The following is an 18977-nucleotide window of genomic DNA, read 5'->3' as shown; positions in this document are numbered from 1 at the left end:
GCAAGGTATAACGATTTTGGACTGTATTTTCTATTTAATAAACGCTAAATTGGCTTAAATTCATGGCTAGTATAGCTTGTGGCGCTTCTTGACTATAAATTTAGCATACCAACTACGGAAGAGCCATTTTTTTTCTAAAATATCAAACAATAACTCCTAAACCTTTCACGTCTTTTTGATTCGTTAACTATAATTTAGTTAACGAATCGGATTGTGAACTGTAACCAATTTTGTACCATCAGGAAATGTAGCTTCTACCTGCACTTCATGCACCATTTCTGGCACACCTTCCATGACTTCTTCCCGTGACAGTAATGTTGTTCCATAACTCATTAAATCGGCAACGGTGCGTCCATCTCTAGCGCCTTCCAGAATGGCAGCAGAAATATAAGCGATCGCTTCTGGGTAATTCAGCTTTAAACCTCTTCCCTTGCGGCGTTCCGCTAACAGTGCCGCCGTGAAAATCAATAGCTTATCTTTTTCCTGTGGCGTCAGTTGCATTGATAACTTCTTAAACTCCTTTGTATTCTCCGTGTCCTCTGCGATTCGCTCAAATTTGCCAAACTCTCGGTGGACAAGCAGGGCGTTCTAAAAAGTGCAAACGCAGCAAATTCCAGATATCTATAAACCAGTTTCGCACCTCAGACGTAGAAGCACCACGATAGCGACACAATAACCCAGAAGGAAGACGAGTAATGCCTGCTTGGTGAAGATTCCCCCCTGTTCCCCTCTTAAAAAAGGGTGAATTATTGCCTAGGTTTCGCGCTTTTTCCACAATCTCCGGTGACACCGCTTGCCCAAGCCAAACTAAGCTTGCCACAACAGGTTGCCCAGCTAAGCCGTGAGGACTGTCGAGGATTTCTGACCCGCCGGGTAGCCATTGCCGATCGATCCACAGAGGGCGTCCTTGCTGCCAGATTTCGGTATGCGATCGCCACTCTCCCTGTAAGAATCTTTCCCCTCTGGCACTACGCCCAAAGCGTGTAATTTCCCAGCCCAGCCAACTTGCTTCTGGAGCTAATTCTACCCGCAAGTCTTGCCGATAAATCGCGCCGTCAAAAATAATTGTTTCCTGCGGTAGCCACTCCAAAGTAGCACCCGCGTTCACCTCGATTTCAATCGTTTGACTCGCTGGCAATCCATTACTGCGATAAACCTTACTGGCGGCAGCGGTAGTGATTAAGGCTTGCGCGTTGGGTTGGAGGTGAAAATTGAGAGATAAGCGATCGCCTCCCACAACACCCCCAGCTGTATGCAAGATTACACTATGACAAATCTCCGATCCTTCTGGATAAAATGGGCGCTGTACCTTCAGCGGTGCTTTTACGCGATCGCCAATCACCTGGGTTTTGCCTTGGGTTTTAGAAAACCCCAAGTTAAGAATGCCATGCCACCCAGAGGATGAGGGATTTGCTGCTGAAGCCCGATCGAGGTCATTCATTAGATTAGGCGCATAAATTGTTAATTTTTTACTACAGAAAATCACCTTAAACAAAAATACCATTAAACTCAATTTAAACGGATATTTTCATTTTTTTATACTGGAGACTCTCATGGCTGCCATCAGCTTTGCAAACTTAAAAGATGAATACCAGCAACTCTTTGATAGCTGCAAAATTTCTAAAAATAAACTTGGTCAAATAGATGATATTTTGGCTACCATTGATACAAATCGTCCTAGGTATGATGCGGTAGGGAAAAAACTGGCGATTCCCTGGTATGTGATAGCCATCATACACAACATGGAATCTTCCTTAAATTTCAATACCCACCTGCACAATGGAGATCCGCTGACAAGAAAAACCATACGCGAACCAAAAGATCGTCCCTCTAGTGGCAATCCACCCTTTACATGGGAAGAAAGTGCCATTGATGCTTTAACTTTTGATAAATTTGACCAATGGAAAGATTGGAGTCTTCCAAACATTCTTTTTAAGTTAGAAGGCTACAACGGTTGGGGTTATCGCTTCTACCATTCTGATGTTTTTTCGCCTTATTTGTGGAGTGCTTCAAACCACTATACTAAAGGAAAATACGTTGACGATGGCACCTGGTCAAATACAGCCGTATCGCAGCAATACGGTGCCGCTGTGCTTTTGCGCCGAATGACCGATAAAGGAACAATTACTTGGGATAATCCAGAAACCAGCAAGCTTGGAGAAAAAGGCGTAGATATCCAACCTGGTGAAAAGCAACCTTTGATATATTATTCGCCAGATTCTAAGATTGATAACGGCAAGGAACTGCAACAGTTTTTAAATCAATTTCCAGGAATTTATTTAAGTGTAGATGGTTGTCTTGGTGACCAAACTTCCGAGGCTTTTAAAAAAGTTACAGGTTACTATCTTTTTGGAGATCCTAGAAATCAAAATCCATTGTAAATGGGAAATAAAATATTGATTTACCAATTGGTAAGTATTGCTTATAAATTGCCAAAAAACCGATAAATTAAAATTTGCTAGCTTGCTTCTCGCCTTTCACTCAGCAATCGGCACTTTTTAAATATTACCAATTTGGTTGTTTAACTTGTTGGGGTAATTCAATGATAACTTCTGTTCCCTGTCCCGGTTCGGAAATAATATCAATACTTCCTTGATGATGTTCCAGAATTTGGTAACAGACAGTCAGCCCTAAACCCATGCCTCTACCGATCGGTTTAGTTGTAAAAAAAGGGTCGAATATTTTTGATTTAATCGCTGTAGAAATTCCGGAACCGTTATCTTGAATTTTGATGATAATTTGCTTAGACGCACTGAATTCAGTTTTAATATAAATCCGTTTTTCAGGTTGTTGTTTTATAGTTTGCAGCGCATCAATTGCATTGCTAAAAATATTCATAAATACCTGGTTAAGTTGCGCCGGATAGCATTCAACGGGTGGCAGAACGCCGTACTGCTTAACTACCTGAATTTCTGGATTTCCCTCCGCCTTCCAGTTTCCGCTTGATTGCAAGCGATGCTGCACAATTAGCAAACTGCTATCAATTCCTTCATGAATGTTGACCCGCTTCATTTCGGCTTCGTCGAGTCGGGAAAAGTTTCGCAGTAATAAAATAATTTGACGAATGCGATCGGTGCCAGCTCTCATTGAAGAGATAATTTTAGGCAGATCGCTGGTTAAAAAATCGAGATCGATGTCTTCAATATATTGTTGTATTTCAGCATCGGGATAACTTTTTTGATAGCGTTGTACGAGGTTCAGTAGATTTTTCGTGTAGTCGCTGATATGGGAAAGGTTAGCATAAATAAAATTAATCGGATTGTTAATTTCGTGGGCAATGCCAGCAACGAGTTGACCCAAACTGGACATTTTTTCAGTTTGAATGAGTTGCGCCTGCGCCCTTCCCAAATTGCGTAGTGCTTGACTTAACTGTTGAGCGTTAGTGGTTAATTCAGCATTCAGTTGCTGTAGTTGGTCGTGAGCTTGCTGTAATTGCTGATTTTTTTGCGAAAGCTCTTCAGTACGCTGTTGTACTCGTTCTTCAAGAGTCTGACGCGCCTGTTCTAGTTCCTCAGTGCGTCCTGCAACTCGTTGCTCTAGGTTGCCGATGAGGGCTTTAAGCGCCTGAGCCATTTCTTGATAAGCATGAGCGAGTTGACCGATTTCACCACCCGCGCCGATACCGGGAATGGGGGTACTCAAATCGCCTGCGGCTAAGGTTTTGCTGCGTTCGGAGAGCTGGATAATCGGTTTGCCGATTTGTTTGGCTAGCAGGTGCGCGATCGCAATCGATAACAAGGTTGCCAATCCCAGCCCTAGCCAAATCACGCGGTTTAGGTTGACGGAAGCTTGATTAAAATACTCTGAGACTATTTGAATTTTGGCAATGGCAACAGGCTGATTGTGGGAAGTAATGGGAGCATATATCGTATTCAAACCAGATGCCGGTTCAATCCGATAAACTGTTTTACCTTTTTGAATCTTGCGTAACACCCGCGACTTTAAATTCGCCTGTTCCCAAGGCTCAATGCTGGATTTGGCGTTGCTAGAAATGATAGGTTTGCCATCAAGAGAAATGACTTGCAGCTTGGTGGTAGGTTGAGAGAAATTAAGAAAGTTACGCAACCAAGTTTCATCTAAATTCTGCCCTAAAATTAAAGTTCCGGGTGACTTCCCCGTACCATCGCTGTTGTAGACAGGCGCTGTTGAAAAGAGCAACATCTGACGCGAGCCGGTATCAATCAACATAGTCGCTGGTTTGTTGGTAGCGATCGCAGCAGTTAACCGCTCAGCCACATTAGGAATTTGCCAAGCGTCACCCCGCTCTCCCAAAATCTCTCCACTACGACCCACCACTTTCACATGATCAACGTCGGTAGAGAGGAGAAGTTGAGCGGACACTTCCTTTTTGATCCAAGCCCAATTCCGCTTCTCAATTGCATTGTATAAATCCGTCCAGAGCGCATAGCCTGAGGATAAATTTTGCAATCCTTTCTCGGTAGCGGCAGTGTATCCTCGAAAAGCTAAAACTTGATCGTCGAGTCGAGTTTTTTCTAAGTCGATGAGTGGCTGCTGTACAAATCGCCACGCTACAGCACTTAGGAACATCACGGGTAGCAAAGATGCCCCAAAGGTAAAAATTAGCAGCTTGGGTTGAAGTTGTTGCAGCCGCTTGAACATCCCTGATTTAAGTAGGTGCGGTATTTACGTCCCCCAGACAGATAATCTGTCACAAGGCTCTCCACAGTTTAGCTGCTGTGACGGTAAAACGGTTGCTCTATTTTCTGAGGCGATCGCGCTAAAAACGCCTACCTTGAGAACTGCAAGTTATACGGGTTACTCGCAAAGATTTTTAGCTATCTGCGTCAGACAGCTAGAAACCTTTGAATTACATCCTGACTGAGTTCGCTAGTCGAGCCAGACGCGACAATACCGCCTTTTTGCATCGCGTAGTACCGATCTGCTTGTCGTACAAAATGCAGGTGTTGCTCGACTAATAAAACAGAAATGCCGGTAGATTCAACAATGCGCCGCACTGCTGCTTCAATTTCCAAAATAATGGAAGGTTGAATGCCTTCGGTGGGTTCATCGAGTACGAGTAACTGCGGCTTCCCCATCAAAGCGCGAGCGATCGCTAGTTGCTGTTGTTGTCCTCCACTTAAATCGCCACCCATTCGAGATAGCATCGATTTTAAGACTGGAAATAGGGAAAATATTTCCTCCGGGACTTCTTCCTTACCACTTCTACCGTCACGTCGCGCCTCCAAACCCAGCAACAAATTTTCCTTCACTGTCAAGCGCGGGATAATTTCCCGTCCTTGAGGAACATAACCAATTCCCAGCCGTGCCCTTCGATCTGGGGATTTATCTGTTATCATCTCATCGGCAAAAGTAATCGTACCGCTACGGGGTTTAAGTAACCCCATAATTGTTTTAAGCAGAGTAGTTTTGCCGACACCATTGCGTCCAATTAGACACACCATTTGTCCTAATGGGACGCTCAAATCCACATTGCGGAGGATATGACTTTCACCGTAATAGACATTTAAATTAGAAATTTGCAGCATTTTATTGTGCTTGGTTGAATAAGGCGCGATCGCTTCTAAAATTGCGTACTTGAGTCTTTAATTGCTTTAGCTTTAGTAAGCGAAAATTTTAAATTTTACAAACTCTACCAATCCTAAATGAGTTATGAATTATCGCTTCTCTTCTTCTCTTACTGCACGTTTTATAGCGAAGTAAGCGTTAATGGAGATAATTTTTACAAATCAAACATAATTGCTATAAGACAAGAAAAAAATATCATGGCAAAGCTGCTTTATTCTTTGTTATCTATATAATCATTGATATCATGCACCGCTCCTTTTTACTCCTCAAGTTCTTTAAGCGCTTCTCGCTGAGTATCTAACTGTTCTCCTAGATAAACTTCTATGACGCGAGGGTCATTTTGTACTTCCTCAATCGTGCCTTCACACAACACCGAGCCTTCATGTAACACCGTTACTTTACGAGCAATTTGGCGTACAAATTCCATGTCATGCTCAATCACCAAAATAGAATGACTTTGAGCTAACGCTATAAGTAGTTCCCCAATATTGTCAGTTTCTTCATCAGTTAGCCCCGCAACGGGTTCATCAACCAACAATAAATCGGGCGACTGGGCAACTAACATCCCAATTTCTAACCGTTGCTTTTCCCCGTGAGAAAGTAAACCAGCGCGGATATCTGCTTTTGTACTTAAGCCAACCGTTTCTAGCAAACTGATTACTTTGCTACGTTCGCCAGTAGGGGGACGCCCAAAAAGTGTTGCCAATACATTTTTATTGCGATTGCAGCTAAGTTCCATGTTTTCGCGGGGAGTCAGGTTGAGGTAAATGCGGGGAGTTTGAAACTTTCGACCAATTCCCAATCGAGCGATTTGATGTTCGGAGAGGGCTTTCACATTTCTCCCCTTAAATAATACCCGTCCCTCAGTGGGTTGCACCTTGCCGGTAATCACATCCAAAAAAGTCGTTTTACCCGCACCATTTGGACCGATTACGACCCGCAATTCCCCAACATCCATGCTGAAATTCAGATGGTTCAGTGCTTTAAAACCATCGAAATTAACCGTTAAATTTTCAGTTTCTAATATTTTCGCGTTCATGCTGTACCTCTGGGTCTTCTTCAAGGCTGGGATAGGTTGCTACCTGCTTGTTCCGCCCTAGAAGTGTCAGCAGGTGCTGGAAACCTTGATAGCGCAGCCAACCGACTACACCATCGGGAAGAACTGTTACCACAATTAAGAATAATGCTCCTTGGAAAAATACCCAAATACCCGGAAATTGCTCGCTCAAAAGACTCTTGGCAAAGTTGACTAATAGCGCCCCTAATATGGCTCCGATTAAGCTGGCACGACCTCCCACTGCTACCCAAATTACCATTTCAATAGAAAAGGCAATATCCATTGCTTTCGGTGAAATTAGACCTGATTGGAGGGTGAATAAGGCACCCCCGATTCCAGCCAGAGCAGCGGAAATCGCAAACACCACGACTTTAAATCCAGTGGGATTATAGCCAGAAAAGCGCATCCGACTCTCATCATCCCGAATCGCAATCAGAACTCGTCCAAAGCGATCGCTAGTCAGCCATCGGCACAAAGCATAAGCAGCTGCCAAAAACAAGACTGTCAGCGTGTAGAAAACAAATCGCGTCTGATTATTACTGACTGTTGCCCCTAATAATGTTTTGAAGTTTGTTAAACCATTGGTGCCGTTAAAGAATCCCTGCTGCCCGTTGAAGAAATTAAAAAATACAATCGTCGCAGCTTGGGTCAAAATTGAGAAGTAAACGCCCCGAATACGGTTGCGAAATACTAAATAACCTAATATTGCGGCTAATACAGCGGGAATTATCACGACAGCGGCGGCGGCAAAACCAAACGAATAAAACGGCTGCCAGAACCAAGGCAGTTTTAGAATGCCAGAGAGGCTCATAAATTCCGGTAAACCGTTCTTGAGAGGAGCTAATTGCAAGTGCATTGCCAAGGCATAGCCACCGAGGGCAAAAAATACACCATGCCCCAAACTCAGCATACCCGTGTAGCCCCAAATTAAATCAATGCCGAGGGCAGCGATCGCTAACGCCAAAAATCGCGCTAGCAAGCTGAGACGAAAGCCTGTCAGAACTGCTGGCATCACGAAGATGAGGAAAAGAGCGATCGCCAGCGTCACTCCTATTTCCATTAGCAGCAATCGTCTGCGTTGCCGCTTCATGCCTTTAACTTCAAGAACCGCATCCAAAATCATCGCCTTGAGCCTCTGCGCGATTGTCTTTGTTTAAGCATCAACGCTACGTCCCTTCTGTGGGAAAATTCCCCCTGGACGCACCTGAAGAAACGCAATAATTAAGGCGAATACCATCACCTTCGACATACTGGTTGTGCCGAAAAACTCAAAGAAATCCACTAAAGGCTTCATCGGTGCCACCATCGGCACCAAGACTTTAGAACTGATTAAGTAGTTAATCGTGCCAATTCCCATCGCTGCCACAATACTGCCTACCAGCTTGCCGACGCCACCGACAACAACCACCATAAACGTATCGACAATGTAGTTTTGACCTGTATTGGGGCCTACAGAACCCAGCAAACTAATTGCACAACCGGCAACTCCAGCCAATCCAGAACCCAAAGCAAATGTAATGGCATCAACTTTGGCAGTAGGAATTCCTAAACAAGCACTCATACTGCGATTCTGCATGACTGCGCGAATTCTTAATCCCCACGAAGAACGTTGCAAAAATATATAAATTCCGGCAACACAAACAATGGTTAGCCCAATAATAAATAGCCGCGTATAAGGCATCTGCAAAGTGCCCAGCCGCAGCCCTCCTCGTAACCAGTTCGGTGCCGTTACGTCCACATTTTGAGCGCCAAACCAAGGCTTGGTGACAGCAAGTTTATAAGTTTGTCCCAAAAATGCACCTGCGGCACTCGCAACTCCCACAGATATCGGCAACATTATTGCAATTACCCAGTTACGAACACGCTCAAAATCTGGGCGAAGAGACAGAATCCACAAAGCACCAAAAAACAAAAGGCAAAATATCGCAATGCCAATGACTAACACCCAGCTAACACTGCGAGCGAACTGCTGCAAAATTAGACTAACGCCCCAAGTTGCCAGCAGTGTTTCTAGAGGGCGTCCGTAAAGATAACGAATTACCCCCCGTTCCAAAACTAATCCCACAGCCGCTGTCACCAGGAAAGCCAAAATCAGGGCAAAAACGATATAGGTTTCAGACCAAGGCTTACCCAACATTTTGAAGCCATTTTGTACAACAAAAGTTGTGTAGGCTCCCAGCATCATCAACTCACCGTGAGCTAAGTTAATAACGCCCATTAGTCCAAAGACAATGGCTAGCCCCAGCGCTGCAATTAACAAAACCGCGCCGATGCTAATTCCATTAAAGATCCCATCCAGCAATCCTGCTATCACACGCTTCCTCAGCCATTAATCATTGGTCATTAGCTTTTAAAGCCCGTAGGTTGGGTTGAGCAATAGCGAAACCCAACGAATCTTCTGGAGTTGGGTTTCGTTACCTCAACCCAACCTACTATGTCTAAGGACTAATTACTAAGCTCTTAAATCTTGTACTGACCACCTTTTTTGGAATCTGACCAGTCACATCCCAAACCCTTAGTTGCGGCAACAAATTGGTTCCAAGGAACTGGCTTCACTGCTGCTTTCGTCTCGTAGACAATCTTAAAGAGACCGTCATCTCCGACTTCACCTAGTCGCACAAACTTAGAGATGTGATGGTTATTTTCCATCGTTACGGTGCCCTCTGGAGCCTCAAAAGTCTGACCTACCGCAGCCTTTCGCACTGACTCTAAATCGTCAGCCGTTTTTGCTTTCTCGACAGCTTGCTTCCAGAGATAAACGGCAATGTAAGCCGCTTCCATGGGGTCATTTGTTACCCGATCTTGACCGTATTTTGCCTTAAAAGCTTCGACAAATTTTTTATTCGTTGGGGTATCTACTGTTTGGAAGTAATTCCAGGCGGCATATTGACCTTTGAGATATTCTGTGCCAATTGCCTTGACTTCTTCTTCGGCAATACTGACAGACATTACGGGATACTTATCTGGCCCCAACCCCGCACCTTGCATCTGCTTGAAGAAAGCCACATTACTATCCCCATTCAGGGTATTAAAAATAACGCCGCCATCAGGCAGAGCCGCTTTAATTTTAGTGATGATGGGCGTGACTTCGGTATTGCCTAGAGGTAAGTAATCTTCACCGACGGTTTCGCCGCCTTTTGCCTTTAACTGCTCTTTAATAATCGTATTCGCGGTACGCGGAAAAACGTAATCGGAGCCAACTAGGAAGAATTTTTTGCCCTTATTCTGCAATAGCCAATCGACTGCTGGCTCGATTTGTTGGTTGGGGGCAGCACCCGTGTAGAAGATGTTATTGGAACACTCTTGACCCTCGTATTGTACGGGGTACCAAAGCATATGTTTTTTTTCTTCAAATACTGGCAGCACTGCTTTGCGACTGGCGGAAGTCCAGCAGCCGAAAACGGTGACAACTTTATCTTGATCGATTAGCTTTCTCGCCTTCTCGGCAAAAGTGGGCCAGTCGGATTGACCATCTTCTTCAATTGCTTGAATTTGCTTGCCGAGGACGCCACCGGCTTTATTAATTTCCTCAATTGCCAACAGTTCGGCATCGACGACACTGTTTTCGCTAATCGCCATCGTGCCGCTGCGAGAGTGCAGAATCCCCACTTTGATGGTGTTTCCTGCACCAGCAGCCGCAACGGTCGTCGCGCTGGGAGAGGGAGATGCCGCCGTTGGGCTGGCAGTCTCAGAGGTGGAAGGGGTGGGAGTGCTGCTACAAGCTTTGAGAAGAATACTGGTTCCCAGAGTAGCAGAACCGTATAGAAGAAATTTACGTCGCCCTAATCGCCTTGCCATACCGTTACCGTACTCCTGGCTGAATCAGCCTAATGATAGAGAACATACACAGTTAAGCAGTGATATTAGAGCGATGTTCTGGGAAGAAATTGTTATCAATGATACAAAGAATCGAACTTTTGGATCATTTCTAGGAAAGGTCAGCTTGCTGTTTCTGAAATTTCGCCCAGATTTAGGCGGATAAAGTCCACCACAGCGGTTAATCCTTGCTGAGTCTTTAAATTCGTAAAGATAAAGGGTTTTTCTCCCCGCATCCTCCGCGCATCGCGTTCCATGATGCCTAAATCTGCTCCGACTTGAGGGGCAAGGTCAATTTTGTTGATCGCTAAAAGATCGGATTTAGTAATTCCGGGGCCACCTTTGCGGGGAATTTTGTCACCGGCTGCAACATCAATGACGTAAATTGTCAAGTCTACAAGTTCTGGGCTGAAGGTTGCCGCCAGATTATCGCCACCACTTTCTAAAAACACTAAGTCTAAATCGGGAAATCGCTGTTCCATCTGTTCAATGGCAGCGATGTTGATAGAAGCGTCTTCGCGGATGGCGGTATGGGGACAGCCGCCAGTTTCGACACCAAGGATGCGATCGCTCTCCAATGCATGACTCCGCACTAGAAACTGGGCATCTTCCTGGGTATAAATATCATTCGTGACCACAGCAATTTGATATTTTTGCCGCATCGCCTTACATAAGGCTTCTACTAAGGCAGTTTTTCCCGAACCCACTGGGCCCGCTACTCCAACCCGAAAAGCATTCATAAAATTTGCGAATAGGGAATGGCTAATTGCTCATCGTAGCAAGGCAATTAGCCATTCGCAGCTTTCACCAGCGATGTGTCTATTGTGCCCATTTCTTTTAACTCCGAAATAAGCGCGTGTACTGAGTTTCGTGAGCTATACTCGCCAATGCTAATCCCCAGCCGCAACTACTGAGGGCGTCATCTTCTAACGCTAAAATTTCCTTGGCAGCATCAATGAGATTGAGTTGTAGTTCTAGGAGTAGCTGTTGTCCAGCCGTTTGTCCCAGGGGAACCAATTTGACTCCGGCTGCAATCAAATTGGTTGCCCAGCTGTGTAAGTAGCCCAAGAGGGCAGATGCAGCATCGATTTGCCAATGGGCGGCGGCAATGCCGAAAGCGATCGCATAATTACAAGGATTCCCAATCGCATCCGCCATTGACCGAACCTGCGGCTCTAATTCCAAAAACAATCGGATCAGCGATCGCCCCATCTGCCAACTTTGCGCTTGCAACTCTTGTGTTTCCTTAGCAGCAGATAACCAGACATTCCAGTAATTTAAAGCCTCTAAATCCCCGGCAATTGCCCCCCGATATCCCCGGATCATCACCGCTGCTTCTAACCGAATTGCCCCATAACCCAGTTCCTGTTTGAGCCAGTGTCCCAGATTTTGCGGGTTCTCAATTACACCAGCATCGACTAGCGTTTCCAGCCCTTCGGAATAGCTATAAGCACCCACCGGCAACGCCGGACTCGCTAGTTGCAAAAGACACAGCAGGTTAACTGGGGAATCGGGAATGGGTAATTGTTCGTTGGTCATTTTTCAGGACTTACGCAAAGCTTATACATATAGCATTTTGTAGGGGCAATCCCTCTGTGGTTGCCCTCAGATGTGGTGATGTTGCGTAAGTCCTATTTTGGTAGATATTAGGTAGTCGGGAAGAGTTAAAAATCAGACGCGATAACCGCAAGTCTTCTACAACTCAAAATCCCATTATTTACTACCCAATTAACTAACCGTGATGATGCTGTCCATAGGCACCCGTTTCTGGATAAAAAGGCGAGATTTCCTCTCGTACCTCCATCCCCAGATGTTCCAGCATTGACTTCAAAACTGGGTTGGGAGACAACCGCAAATGAGTGGGAGCGATTTCTATCGGTACATGGCGATTGCCTAGATGATAAGCCACCCGCAGCAAATCTAGGGGTTTCTGGGCAGTCGCGGTGAGAACGGGTTCCGGTTTAGCCACGATTCTCACGACGAGATCGCCCATTTCAGATTGCAGGAGATCGCGATCGCGCAACACCGTTCCTCTGGGTAAGCGCAGATACAAAGCTTGTCCATCAGCCGTTTCAAAACGATAGCGGCTGCGCGTGCGCTCCTGGGCAGTCAGAAAAAGAGTAAAGTTTACCGATGCATCCGAATTTGCGGGCAAGCGTTGCGTTATCGTTAGCATCGTTGGAATGTTTAGTCAGCACGTTATTGTGATGCTACTACAGCACAGATGACATAAAAATCCAAGTCAAGCCGGGTCAGCAAAAGTCCATTTTTTACTGAGCTTGCAGACGGATCATTTCATTTTTTATCTGTGTTGCTACCTCCGAATTCTTTTGCGCCTCCACCGTAATCTGGTTAAATAATTCAATTGACAGACCGTTGCTCTGCACAATCTTTTGAGACTGTTTGCAGTAATTTATGGCAATGGCTTGTGCATTTCCCGGAAGCGATCGCAAGCTATTTGGTTGGCTACAAGCAATGTTCGGAGGGCTTCCCACGATTTTTTTGATCTCGTTATAGGCAGCTTGGCGACCCGGTTCCATCGCCAAAACAGCCCTGGCGAAGTTGATTAAGTCCTTATTGCTGAAGGGTGATTGAGCGTATGCCTGAGAACTAAAGTCAAGGCTATGCGATCGCTCAGATAGACCCGGTGCAAAACCTAACAACAGACTGAGAGCAGCGAGAGTACCAACACTCAGGCATTGAGATAAGACTCGATTCAGAGAGCGACGTGAACTGTATAAAGTCATCATGATCTAGTGCGACCAAAAAAGAGAAAATCGAAACACACAAGGATTACTTTTTCTGAACTATTTTAAGGGTGAGAAGTTCCAGGTAGAGACAGGCATTCGTAGATTTAGATCCCGTGTTGGTACCTCAAAAAACAGAAGCCTTCTCCCTACGGAGCAGGTATCAAGTAGTAATATACAACTCACTACGGATATTAAGAGTGTGTGAATTTTACCACACTTTAGACTAAAAAGCAGAACGTTACGAAAGCTGTAACGATTGGGTGGTATAGGTAGCGCTTTCCTCCCTACCCCTACACATTGGGGTAGGGAGGAAAAAATTGCTTCTACGTATTTATGCCTTCATTGATACAATTGACACAGTTCTATAACTTTCATTTGTAGCGTAGAGATGGGGTCAGCTCCTCGCTTGAGGTTGACTTCTAATTCTAGGAGTAAGGGTAAGGTTAAGGTGAGTTGAGGCACAGAGAAGTCTTTGACTTCTTGGCGCAGAAAATAAATTCGTTTGGGGTTGCCGATTTCTGCCGCAGTGGCGATCGCCCGTTCGTCTCGCTCACCGCTCTCTACCATCAGTTTCACCCACAACCAGGTGCGAAATTGACCGATTAAGGTGGCGACAATCCGCAAAGCGGGTTCGTTATGACCGATCAAGTCTGCAACCAGCGAACAGGCGTGGGCAGTATTTCCCGATCCGATCGCCGATGCGAGCTGCAAGCTGTTTTGGGTGTTAGAGATAACTAGGGCAGCAACGACTTCGAGGGCGATCGCGCTCTCTTGGGATACGCCTGCTTGGTCAGGGGCGGTGGGGAGATTCTTCGGGATACCAGCGTAAACCTGCAACTTTTCCAGTTCGTTCCAGAGTTGTCTGGTATCATTTCCCACAGATTGGGCTAAAAGTTCGGCAGCTGCCGGGGTTAGTTTTACACCGACTTGCTGGGCAACCTGACGCACCCTTTTTAGCAGTTCTTCAGTTTTCCAGGGCGGGATGAGAGAAAATTCTCGAATATCGGCATGGTTTTGCAGCAGCTTCGTAGATCGGAGACGCCCATCGGGTTTAGAGCGAGTAGTCAGCAATAATATTGAAGACTCAGGAATCGCCGGTATAGTCCGCTCCAGTTCAGCTAGTAGTTCTTCCGAACAGTGCAGGCATATAGTGGTATCAACCAACCAGACCAAACGGTAGGCGCTGCCAAAAGGTGGTGTCATCGCCTGGTTTAAAGCAGTGATGACCGCATCGGGTAGCGCTTGAGAAATTTTGTCATAGTTAAAGTTAGTCCATTGGGGGTCGAGAATGCGATCGCGCAGGGAGTCAACAGCTTTTTCTAGGGCAAAATCATCCTCACCCCAGTAGAGGTAAATTGGCATTAAAGCATCTCTTAAAAGTACGAGGCTATCAAGATTGGACGAGACTTATCACACTTATTTAAATCGGGTAGCACGGCTAACACTACCTGCAACCTACGAGTCCCAAGTACAGCATATACAGGAGTCTCCGAAGTTTAAGCCCTCCCCGTCAGGGACAAGACAAGCGGTGCCTTTCCCTGGCTATACGGTGATCGCACCACCTTGGGGGGAAGAATCCGAGAATGCGACGTTTTACGAAAACTTGAAGGTGTGCCAAGAGCAACTGCTACAGCAGCTAGATCCTGGTTTTATTGTGCCAGTCCCCGCTGAGAGTTTTCATGTAACCTTAGCAGATTTGATTTGGGACAGTGCTTATCGACACGCCACGAGTGAAAATCCGGAGTTTGAAGAACAACTGCGCGATCGCATTGCTCAAATCTTCGAGCAGTCCCAGTCATCTATCACTGGCGGTAATCCGATGCTTTGGCAGTTGCTGGGATTGATGGTAATGCCCCGTGCAGTCGCGGTTTGTTTAGTCCCCAAGGATGAAGGAACCTACGAGCGAATGTTGAAGTTTCGCCGGTTTATTTATCAAAGTCGTAGTTTAATGGCTTTGGGGATTGAACAGCAATATCGTTTTACTGCCCATGTCACGCTGGGCTATTTTGGCGAGATTTCACCGGATTTGAAGCGCGATCGCCTCTGTGAAAAACTTTCCCAAATCAACGAACAATGGTTGGAAAATTCTCCCCAAATCTGCACACACCAGGCACAATTGCGAAAATTTGACGATATGACCCGGTATTATCGGGAACCTGATTGGCCTGTTTTAACTTTTTAACAATAATCGGCTAATAGCGGCTCACAAATCGCTATTAGCTGACTCCTGATTTATGAGCTTACCCATTCATCCCATCCTCCAGCAAAGTTTTGCTCTCATCGATCGAGAAATTGGCGAACACCGCTTTAGCCCCTCCGAGTACGCGATTGTACGTCGAACGATCCACAGCACCGCTGATTTTGAATTTGCCCAACTGATTCGGTTTAGTGAGGGGGCGATTCCCAGCGCGATCGCTGCCTTGCGGCGTCGCGTGCCGATTATTACAGACGTTGGCATGGTAAAACAGGGAGTGGCAGGAATGGTGGCGCAAACTTTTGGCAATCCCCTAATTGCTGCCGTGGAACAAGCGCGCGAAGCTCTCCCCGGCAAGACGCGCACGGAAACTGGCTTACTGCAATGTTGGCGAGAATTTCCAGAGGCAATTTATGCGATTGGCAATGCCCCCACGGCGCTGCTGGCTTTGTGTGCAGAGTTACCCTCGGCACCCGTTCAACCGGCTCTGGTAATTGGCGCACCCGTGGGATTTATTTCCGTAGTGGAGTCAAAAGCGGCACTAGAAAAGACGCCCGTACCCCAAATTCGCATTGAGGGACGCAAGGGCGGTTCACCCGTCACCGCCGCGATTGTCAATGCTTTACTCTTACTGGCTTGGGAGGCAGAGAAATGTTAGGAGTTCGCTGCCTATTTAGCGTCACGACAAATAGATTTGCAACCTGCGTAGGCAGGTTTAGTCTGTGTAGCGGCGACTTCCCGCCGCCCGGTGCATTCTGACAATGACACTCGTACACGTTGTCGGAATTGGCTTGGATGGCGCAGATGGGCTGAGTCATGCTGTGCGGGAGATTGTAGAGCAGGCGACGCTGTTAATTGGGAGCGATCGCCATCTCTCCTATTTTCCCGATTGCCCCGCTCAACGGCTGATTTTGGGTGATTTCACAAAGGCAATTGAGGAAATTCGCTACCGCCTGTCTGCGGGTTCTGGCGGCATTGTCGTATTGGTGAGTGGCGATCCCCTCTTTTTTGGATTGGGACGGCTGTTGGTGGCACAACTACCCTCAGCAGAATTAACGTTTCATCCGCATCTGAGTTCGGTTCAGCTGGCTTTTAACCGGATTAAGGTTCCCTGGCAGGATGCTCGTGTCATCAGTGCCCACGGGCGATCGCTCGAAGAGTTAACCCAAGCGCTGCAACAGGGGATTGAGAAGATTGCTGTATTAACAGATACTCAGAATACGCCGGACGCGATCGCTCGTCTATTACTCGCTTTAGATTTACCCAGCACTTATCAATTCTGGATTTGTGAAAATTTAGGCGGTACCGATGAGCGAGTTCGGTCTTTTCCCGCTGTAGGGAGACAATTAATTACGTCTCTACAAGAGCAAAATTTTGCTTCCTTGAATGTAGTTGTATTGCTACGCCAGTCTGATTCAGCGGGTAGGGGCGAGGAAACCCCACCGCTACAGGATTTGGAGGCGCTGCCGATGCTGGGAGTCCCGGATCGGAGTTTCTTGAGTTTTAGCGATCGCCCCGGCTTGATGACGAAGCGGGAAGTGCGGATTCTCGTACTAGGAGAATTGGCGCTACAGCCAGGACAAATTATTTGGGATATTGGGGCAGGTACCGGCTCAGTTTCGATTGAAATTGCCCGTTTATTCCCCACTTCTCGCGTGTATGCGATTGAGAAAACCTCTGCTGGCACCACGTTAATTCAGCAGAACTGCGATCGCTTCCAGGTAGAAAATGTGATTTCCATTCATGGCAGCGCCCCAGAAGCTTTGTACAATCTCCCCGCACCCAACCGCATCTTTATTGGCGGTAGCGGCGGCAATTTAACTGAAATTCTCGATACCTGCCATTCCCATTTAACCGCTTCAGGGCGCTTGGTACTAGCACTCGCCACCCTGGAACATCTGAATCAGGCTTTGGGTTGGTTATCGCGTCAGCAATGGGATTATCAGTTGTTGCAAGTGCAGCTATCGCGTTCTGTGCCGGTAGGACCGCTGACTCGGTTTTCTCCGCTCAATCCCGTCACGATTCTGGCAGCAAATCGCTCATCTTAAAGATAAAGTTGCCAGATTAAAATCCCAGTTCCCAGTAGACAAAGAATTCCCGCCGCACCCGCGAGAGGCTTTTCTCCCAAACCAGTCACCCACGCGGGAACAATGCCGGTATAGCAAATCACTCTCGTAGTATCCAGACTGGCGATCGCCCAAATCCATCCGGCGTGAAGTCCCCACGCCAAGCCTAGATTCCCATCATCACAGACACGAGCCAGCACTAATACCATCCCCATCAGCCATAATCCTGGCAGCTGAGGCAATGTTTCCTGCTGTTCCCAAACCAAATGAAGCAGCGCAAAAATTAAGCTAGAAACTGCCGCCGCCACCCAAGCTGAATAATCTTGCTGGAGTTCAGTAAGCAGAAATCCCCGAAAAATTAACTCTTCAATTCCACTAATCAATAATCCCAATAACAATGTCGGTAGTAAGATAGATCCGACTACCGACCCAAGATTTTGCGGCGGGTTCTGTGTATCTGCAATGAAGCGATTCTCTTCAGGTTGCCACTCGATCCAGCCCAAGGCTTTTTGAATGCCAAACACCACTAGCAGACTTAGCACCCCTAAAGCGAAGCCTTGTCCTAGTGAAATTAATATTGAAGCTTCCCAGTCCAACCCATAATCTGAAAAAAAAGCCCCCTCCACCCAAGCGGCACCCCACACAATCACAGGGGCAATTAAATAGAGCGAAGCTAATAAAGGTAGCTTTTGCTCTACAGCCAATGGGTTAGGGGGTCGCCATTTCAGCACGGCTGCCAAAGGAATCGCAACTGGCAACCAAAGAACTAGCCAGACCATGAAAAAAGCGATCGCTTTCAACACAGCAGGAGTTTGTGCAAGTGATGCCAGCCACCAATCGGCTCGATCAAAAATAGGCATTCTTAAAGACAGCTTTCATTGGCCCCAGCGTAACACCTCAAGTTTGTGAAAAAACTGTCTTATGTACCGCTGGGGGTAAGCATGAACCCCCGCAGCTTTTATGTCCAGTCCACAAAAGATGTATCCGCTTTCCCTAAGATGCTCCCTGGAAAGGAGAGGCAGTTGATTCTTTCAAATTGCCTGATGAATTTGTTAGAAGCAACGCCATATCAGAAAGCATTACCGCCTATGATGCAGTCGCCACCTCACTTTTGGTTTCATCACTGGTATCGTCGGCTGTCTTACTTTTATCGCCATCCACCTGAATTAGGTGAATATGCTTGTAACCCAGCTTAATTTCAAACTCATCACCAGACTTTAATCCCATTGCCTCAGTGTAAGTTGCACCAATAACAATTTGACCATTTTTGTGTACGCTTACACGATAGGTTGGCTCTCGACCCCGACCATCTTTTGTTCCTTCTGGATCGAGGGGAACACCTTTAGCGCCTAAAACTGCGTCATAAAAGTCTGTTAAGTTGACGCGCGTCTGGCTGTTCTTTGTCACGGTGTAATAGCCACAGCGTTTTGCTGTTTCTCGCCGTGGTAAGTGTGAAAGCTCTTTTACTTTTTGAAGCAGTGCTTTCCCTGTCAATGGAGCTGTTGCGGTTTCACTCATCGCTATATGCAAAATACACTTCAATCTAC

At 46.4% G+C, this 18977-nt stretch carries 19 protein-coding genes; 4 read left to right on the top strand and 15 right to left on the bottom strand.

Translation table 11 applies throughout. The features are described from left to right. Window positions 1-198 precede the first annotated feature (198 nt). Both ureA and AC2VDX_RS24500 read right to left on the bottom strand, forming a co-directional pair. Window positions 199-501 (bottom strand): urease subunit gamma, encoded by a 303-nt coding sequence (gene ureA / locus AC2VDX_RS24505; protein ID WP_190440229.1) that lies wholly within the window; start codon window positions 499-501, stop codon window positions 199-201. 49 nt (window positions 502-550) lie between these two features. Then, a complete protein-coding gene (locus tag AC2VDX_RS24500; RefSeq protein ID WP_378181202.1) occupies window positions 551-1441 on the bottom strand; it encodes an urease accessory protein UreD in 891 nt (296 codons plus the stop codon). Window positions 1442-1553: 112 nt separating this feature from the next. Between AC2VDX_RS24500 and AC2VDX_RS24495 the strand changes: the two genes are divergently transcribed. Further along, window positions 1554-2381 carry a hypothetical protein gene (locus AC2VDX_RS24495; protein WP_378181205.1) on the top strand — a complete coding sequence of 276 codons (828 nt, stop codon included), beginning with the start codon at window positions 1554-1556 and terminating at the stop codon, window positions 2379-2381. 124 nt (window positions 2382-2505) lie between these two features. Here the strand turns inward: AC2VDX_RS24495 and AC2VDX_RS24490 are convergent, their stop codons facing one another. The 11 genes from AC2VDX_RS24490 to holA form a co-directional block, all read right to left on the bottom strand. Continuing rightward, window positions 2506-4620 (bottom strand): ATP-binding protein, encoded by a 2115-nt coding sequence (locus AC2VDX_RS24490; protein WP_378181208.1) that lies wholly within the window; start codon window positions 4618-4620, stop codon window positions 2506-2508. 185 nt (window positions 4621-4805) lie between these two features. Beyond that, a complete protein-coding gene (urtE, locus tag AC2VDX_RS24485) occupies window positions 4806-5507 on the bottom strand; it encodes an urea ABC transporter ATP-binding subunit UrtE (protein ID WP_378181211.1) in 702 nt (233 codons plus the stop codon). A gap of 299 nt (window positions 5508-5806) precedes the next feature. Next, complete coding sequence (gene urtD, locus AC2VDX_RS24480) at window positions 5807-6586, bottom strand: urea ABC transporter ATP-binding protein UrtD (RefSeq protein WP_378181214.1); 780 nt, start codon at window positions 6584-6586, stop codon at window positions 5807-5809. Further along, complete coding sequence (urtC, locus tag AC2VDX_RS24475; RefSeq protein ID WP_378181377.1) at window positions 6561-7694, bottom strand: urea ABC transporter permease subunit UrtC; 1134 nt, start codon at window positions 7692-7694, stop codon at window positions 6561-6563. Before urtC ends, urtD begins: the two co-directional genes overlap by 26 nt. 63 nt (window positions 7695-7757) lie before the next feature. Continuing rightward, window positions 7758-8918, bottom strand: coding sequence for an urea ABC transporter permease subunit UrtB (urtB, locus tag AC2VDX_RS24470; protein WP_378181217.1), 1161 nt, complete (start codon window positions 8916-8918; stop codon window positions 7758-7760). A gap of 146 nt (window positions 8919-9064) precedes the next feature. After that, window positions 9065-10402, bottom strand: coding sequence for an urea ABC transporter substrate-binding protein (urtA, locus tag AC2VDX_RS24465; protein WP_378181220.1), 1338 nt, complete (start codon window positions 10400-10402; stop codon window positions 9065-9067). A gap of 140 nt (window positions 10403-10542) precedes the next feature. Next, a complete protein-coding gene (gene ureG / locus AC2VDX_RS24460; RefSeq protein ID WP_378181223.1) occupies window positions 10543-11160 on the bottom strand; it encodes an urease accessory protein UreG in 618 nt (205 codons plus the stop codon). Between the two features lie 97 nt (window positions 11161-11257). Continuing rightward, on the bottom strand, window positions 11258-11959 hold the full coding sequence (locus AC2VDX_RS24455; RefSeq protein WP_378181226.1) for an urease accessory protein UreF: 702 nt from the start codon (window positions 11957-11959) through the stop codon (window positions 11258-11260). Between the two features lie 193 nt (window positions 11960-12152). Beyond that, window positions 12153-12596: an urease accessory protein UreE gene (gene ureE / locus AC2VDX_RS24450; protein ID WP_378181229.1), complete on the bottom strand. Its 444-nt coding sequence runs from the start codon at window positions 12594-12596 to the stop codon at window positions 12153-12155. Between the two features lie 94 nt (window positions 12597-12690). Beyond that, window positions 12691-13170, bottom strand: coding sequence for a DUF4168 domain-containing protein (locus AC2VDX_RS24445; RefSeq protein ID WP_378181231.1), 480 nt, complete (start codon window positions 13168-13170; stop codon window positions 12691-12693). Window positions 13171-13509: 339 nt separating this feature from the next. Next, window positions 13510-14532, bottom strand: coding sequence for a DNA polymerase III subunit delta (holA, locus tag AC2VDX_RS24440; protein WP_378181234.1), 1023 nt, complete (start codon window positions 14530-14532; stop codon window positions 13510-13512). Window positions 14533-14566: 34 nt separating this feature from the next. Between holA and AC2VDX_RS24435 the strand changes: the two genes are divergently transcribed. The 3 genes from AC2VDX_RS24435 (at window position 14567) to cbiE (ending at window position 17412) form a co-directional block, all read left to right on the top strand. Continuing rightward, on the top strand, window positions 14567-15352 hold the full coding sequence (locus AC2VDX_RS24435) for a DUF1868 domain-containing protein (RefSeq protein WP_378181237.1): 786 nt from the start codon (window positions 14567-14569) through the stop codon (window positions 15350-15352). A 52-nt stretch (window positions 15353-15404) separates the two neighbouring features. Beyond that, a complete protein-coding gene (locus AC2VDX_RS24430; RefSeq protein WP_378181240.1) occupies window positions 15405-16022 on the top strand; it encodes a cobalt-precorrin-8X methylmutase in 618 nt (205 codons plus the stop codon). A gap of 103 nt (window positions 16023-16125) precedes the next feature. Further along, window positions 16126-17412, top strand: a complete 1287-nt coding sequence (gene cbiE, locus AC2VDX_RS24425) for a precorrin-6y C5,15-methyltransferase (decarboxylating) subunit CbiE (RefSeq protein WP_378181242.1) — start codon at window positions 16126-16128, stop codon at window positions 17410-17412. On the opposite strand, the gene AC2VDX_RS24420 is transcribed toward cbiE, so the two are convergent. After that, entirely contained in the window at window positions 17409-18290 is an 882-nt protein-coding gene (locus AC2VDX_RS24420; protein WP_378181245.1) for a CPBP family intramembrane glutamic endopeptidase, read from the bottom strand. The genes cbiE and AC2VDX_RS24420 overlap by 4 nt on opposite strands. A gap of 226 nt (window positions 18291-18516) precedes the next feature. Beyond that, window positions 18517-18948 (bottom strand): AbrB family transcriptional regulator, encoded by a 432-nt coding sequence (locus tag AC2VDX_RS24415; RefSeq protein ID WP_378181248.1) that lies wholly within the window; start codon window positions 18946-18948, stop codon window positions 18517-18519. Between the last annotated feature and the right edge of the window lie 29 nt (window positions 18949-18977).

The organism is Coleofasciculus sp. H7-1 (assembly GCF_057473865.1).
This window is presented reverse-complemented; position numbering and strand designations above follow the sequence as displayed.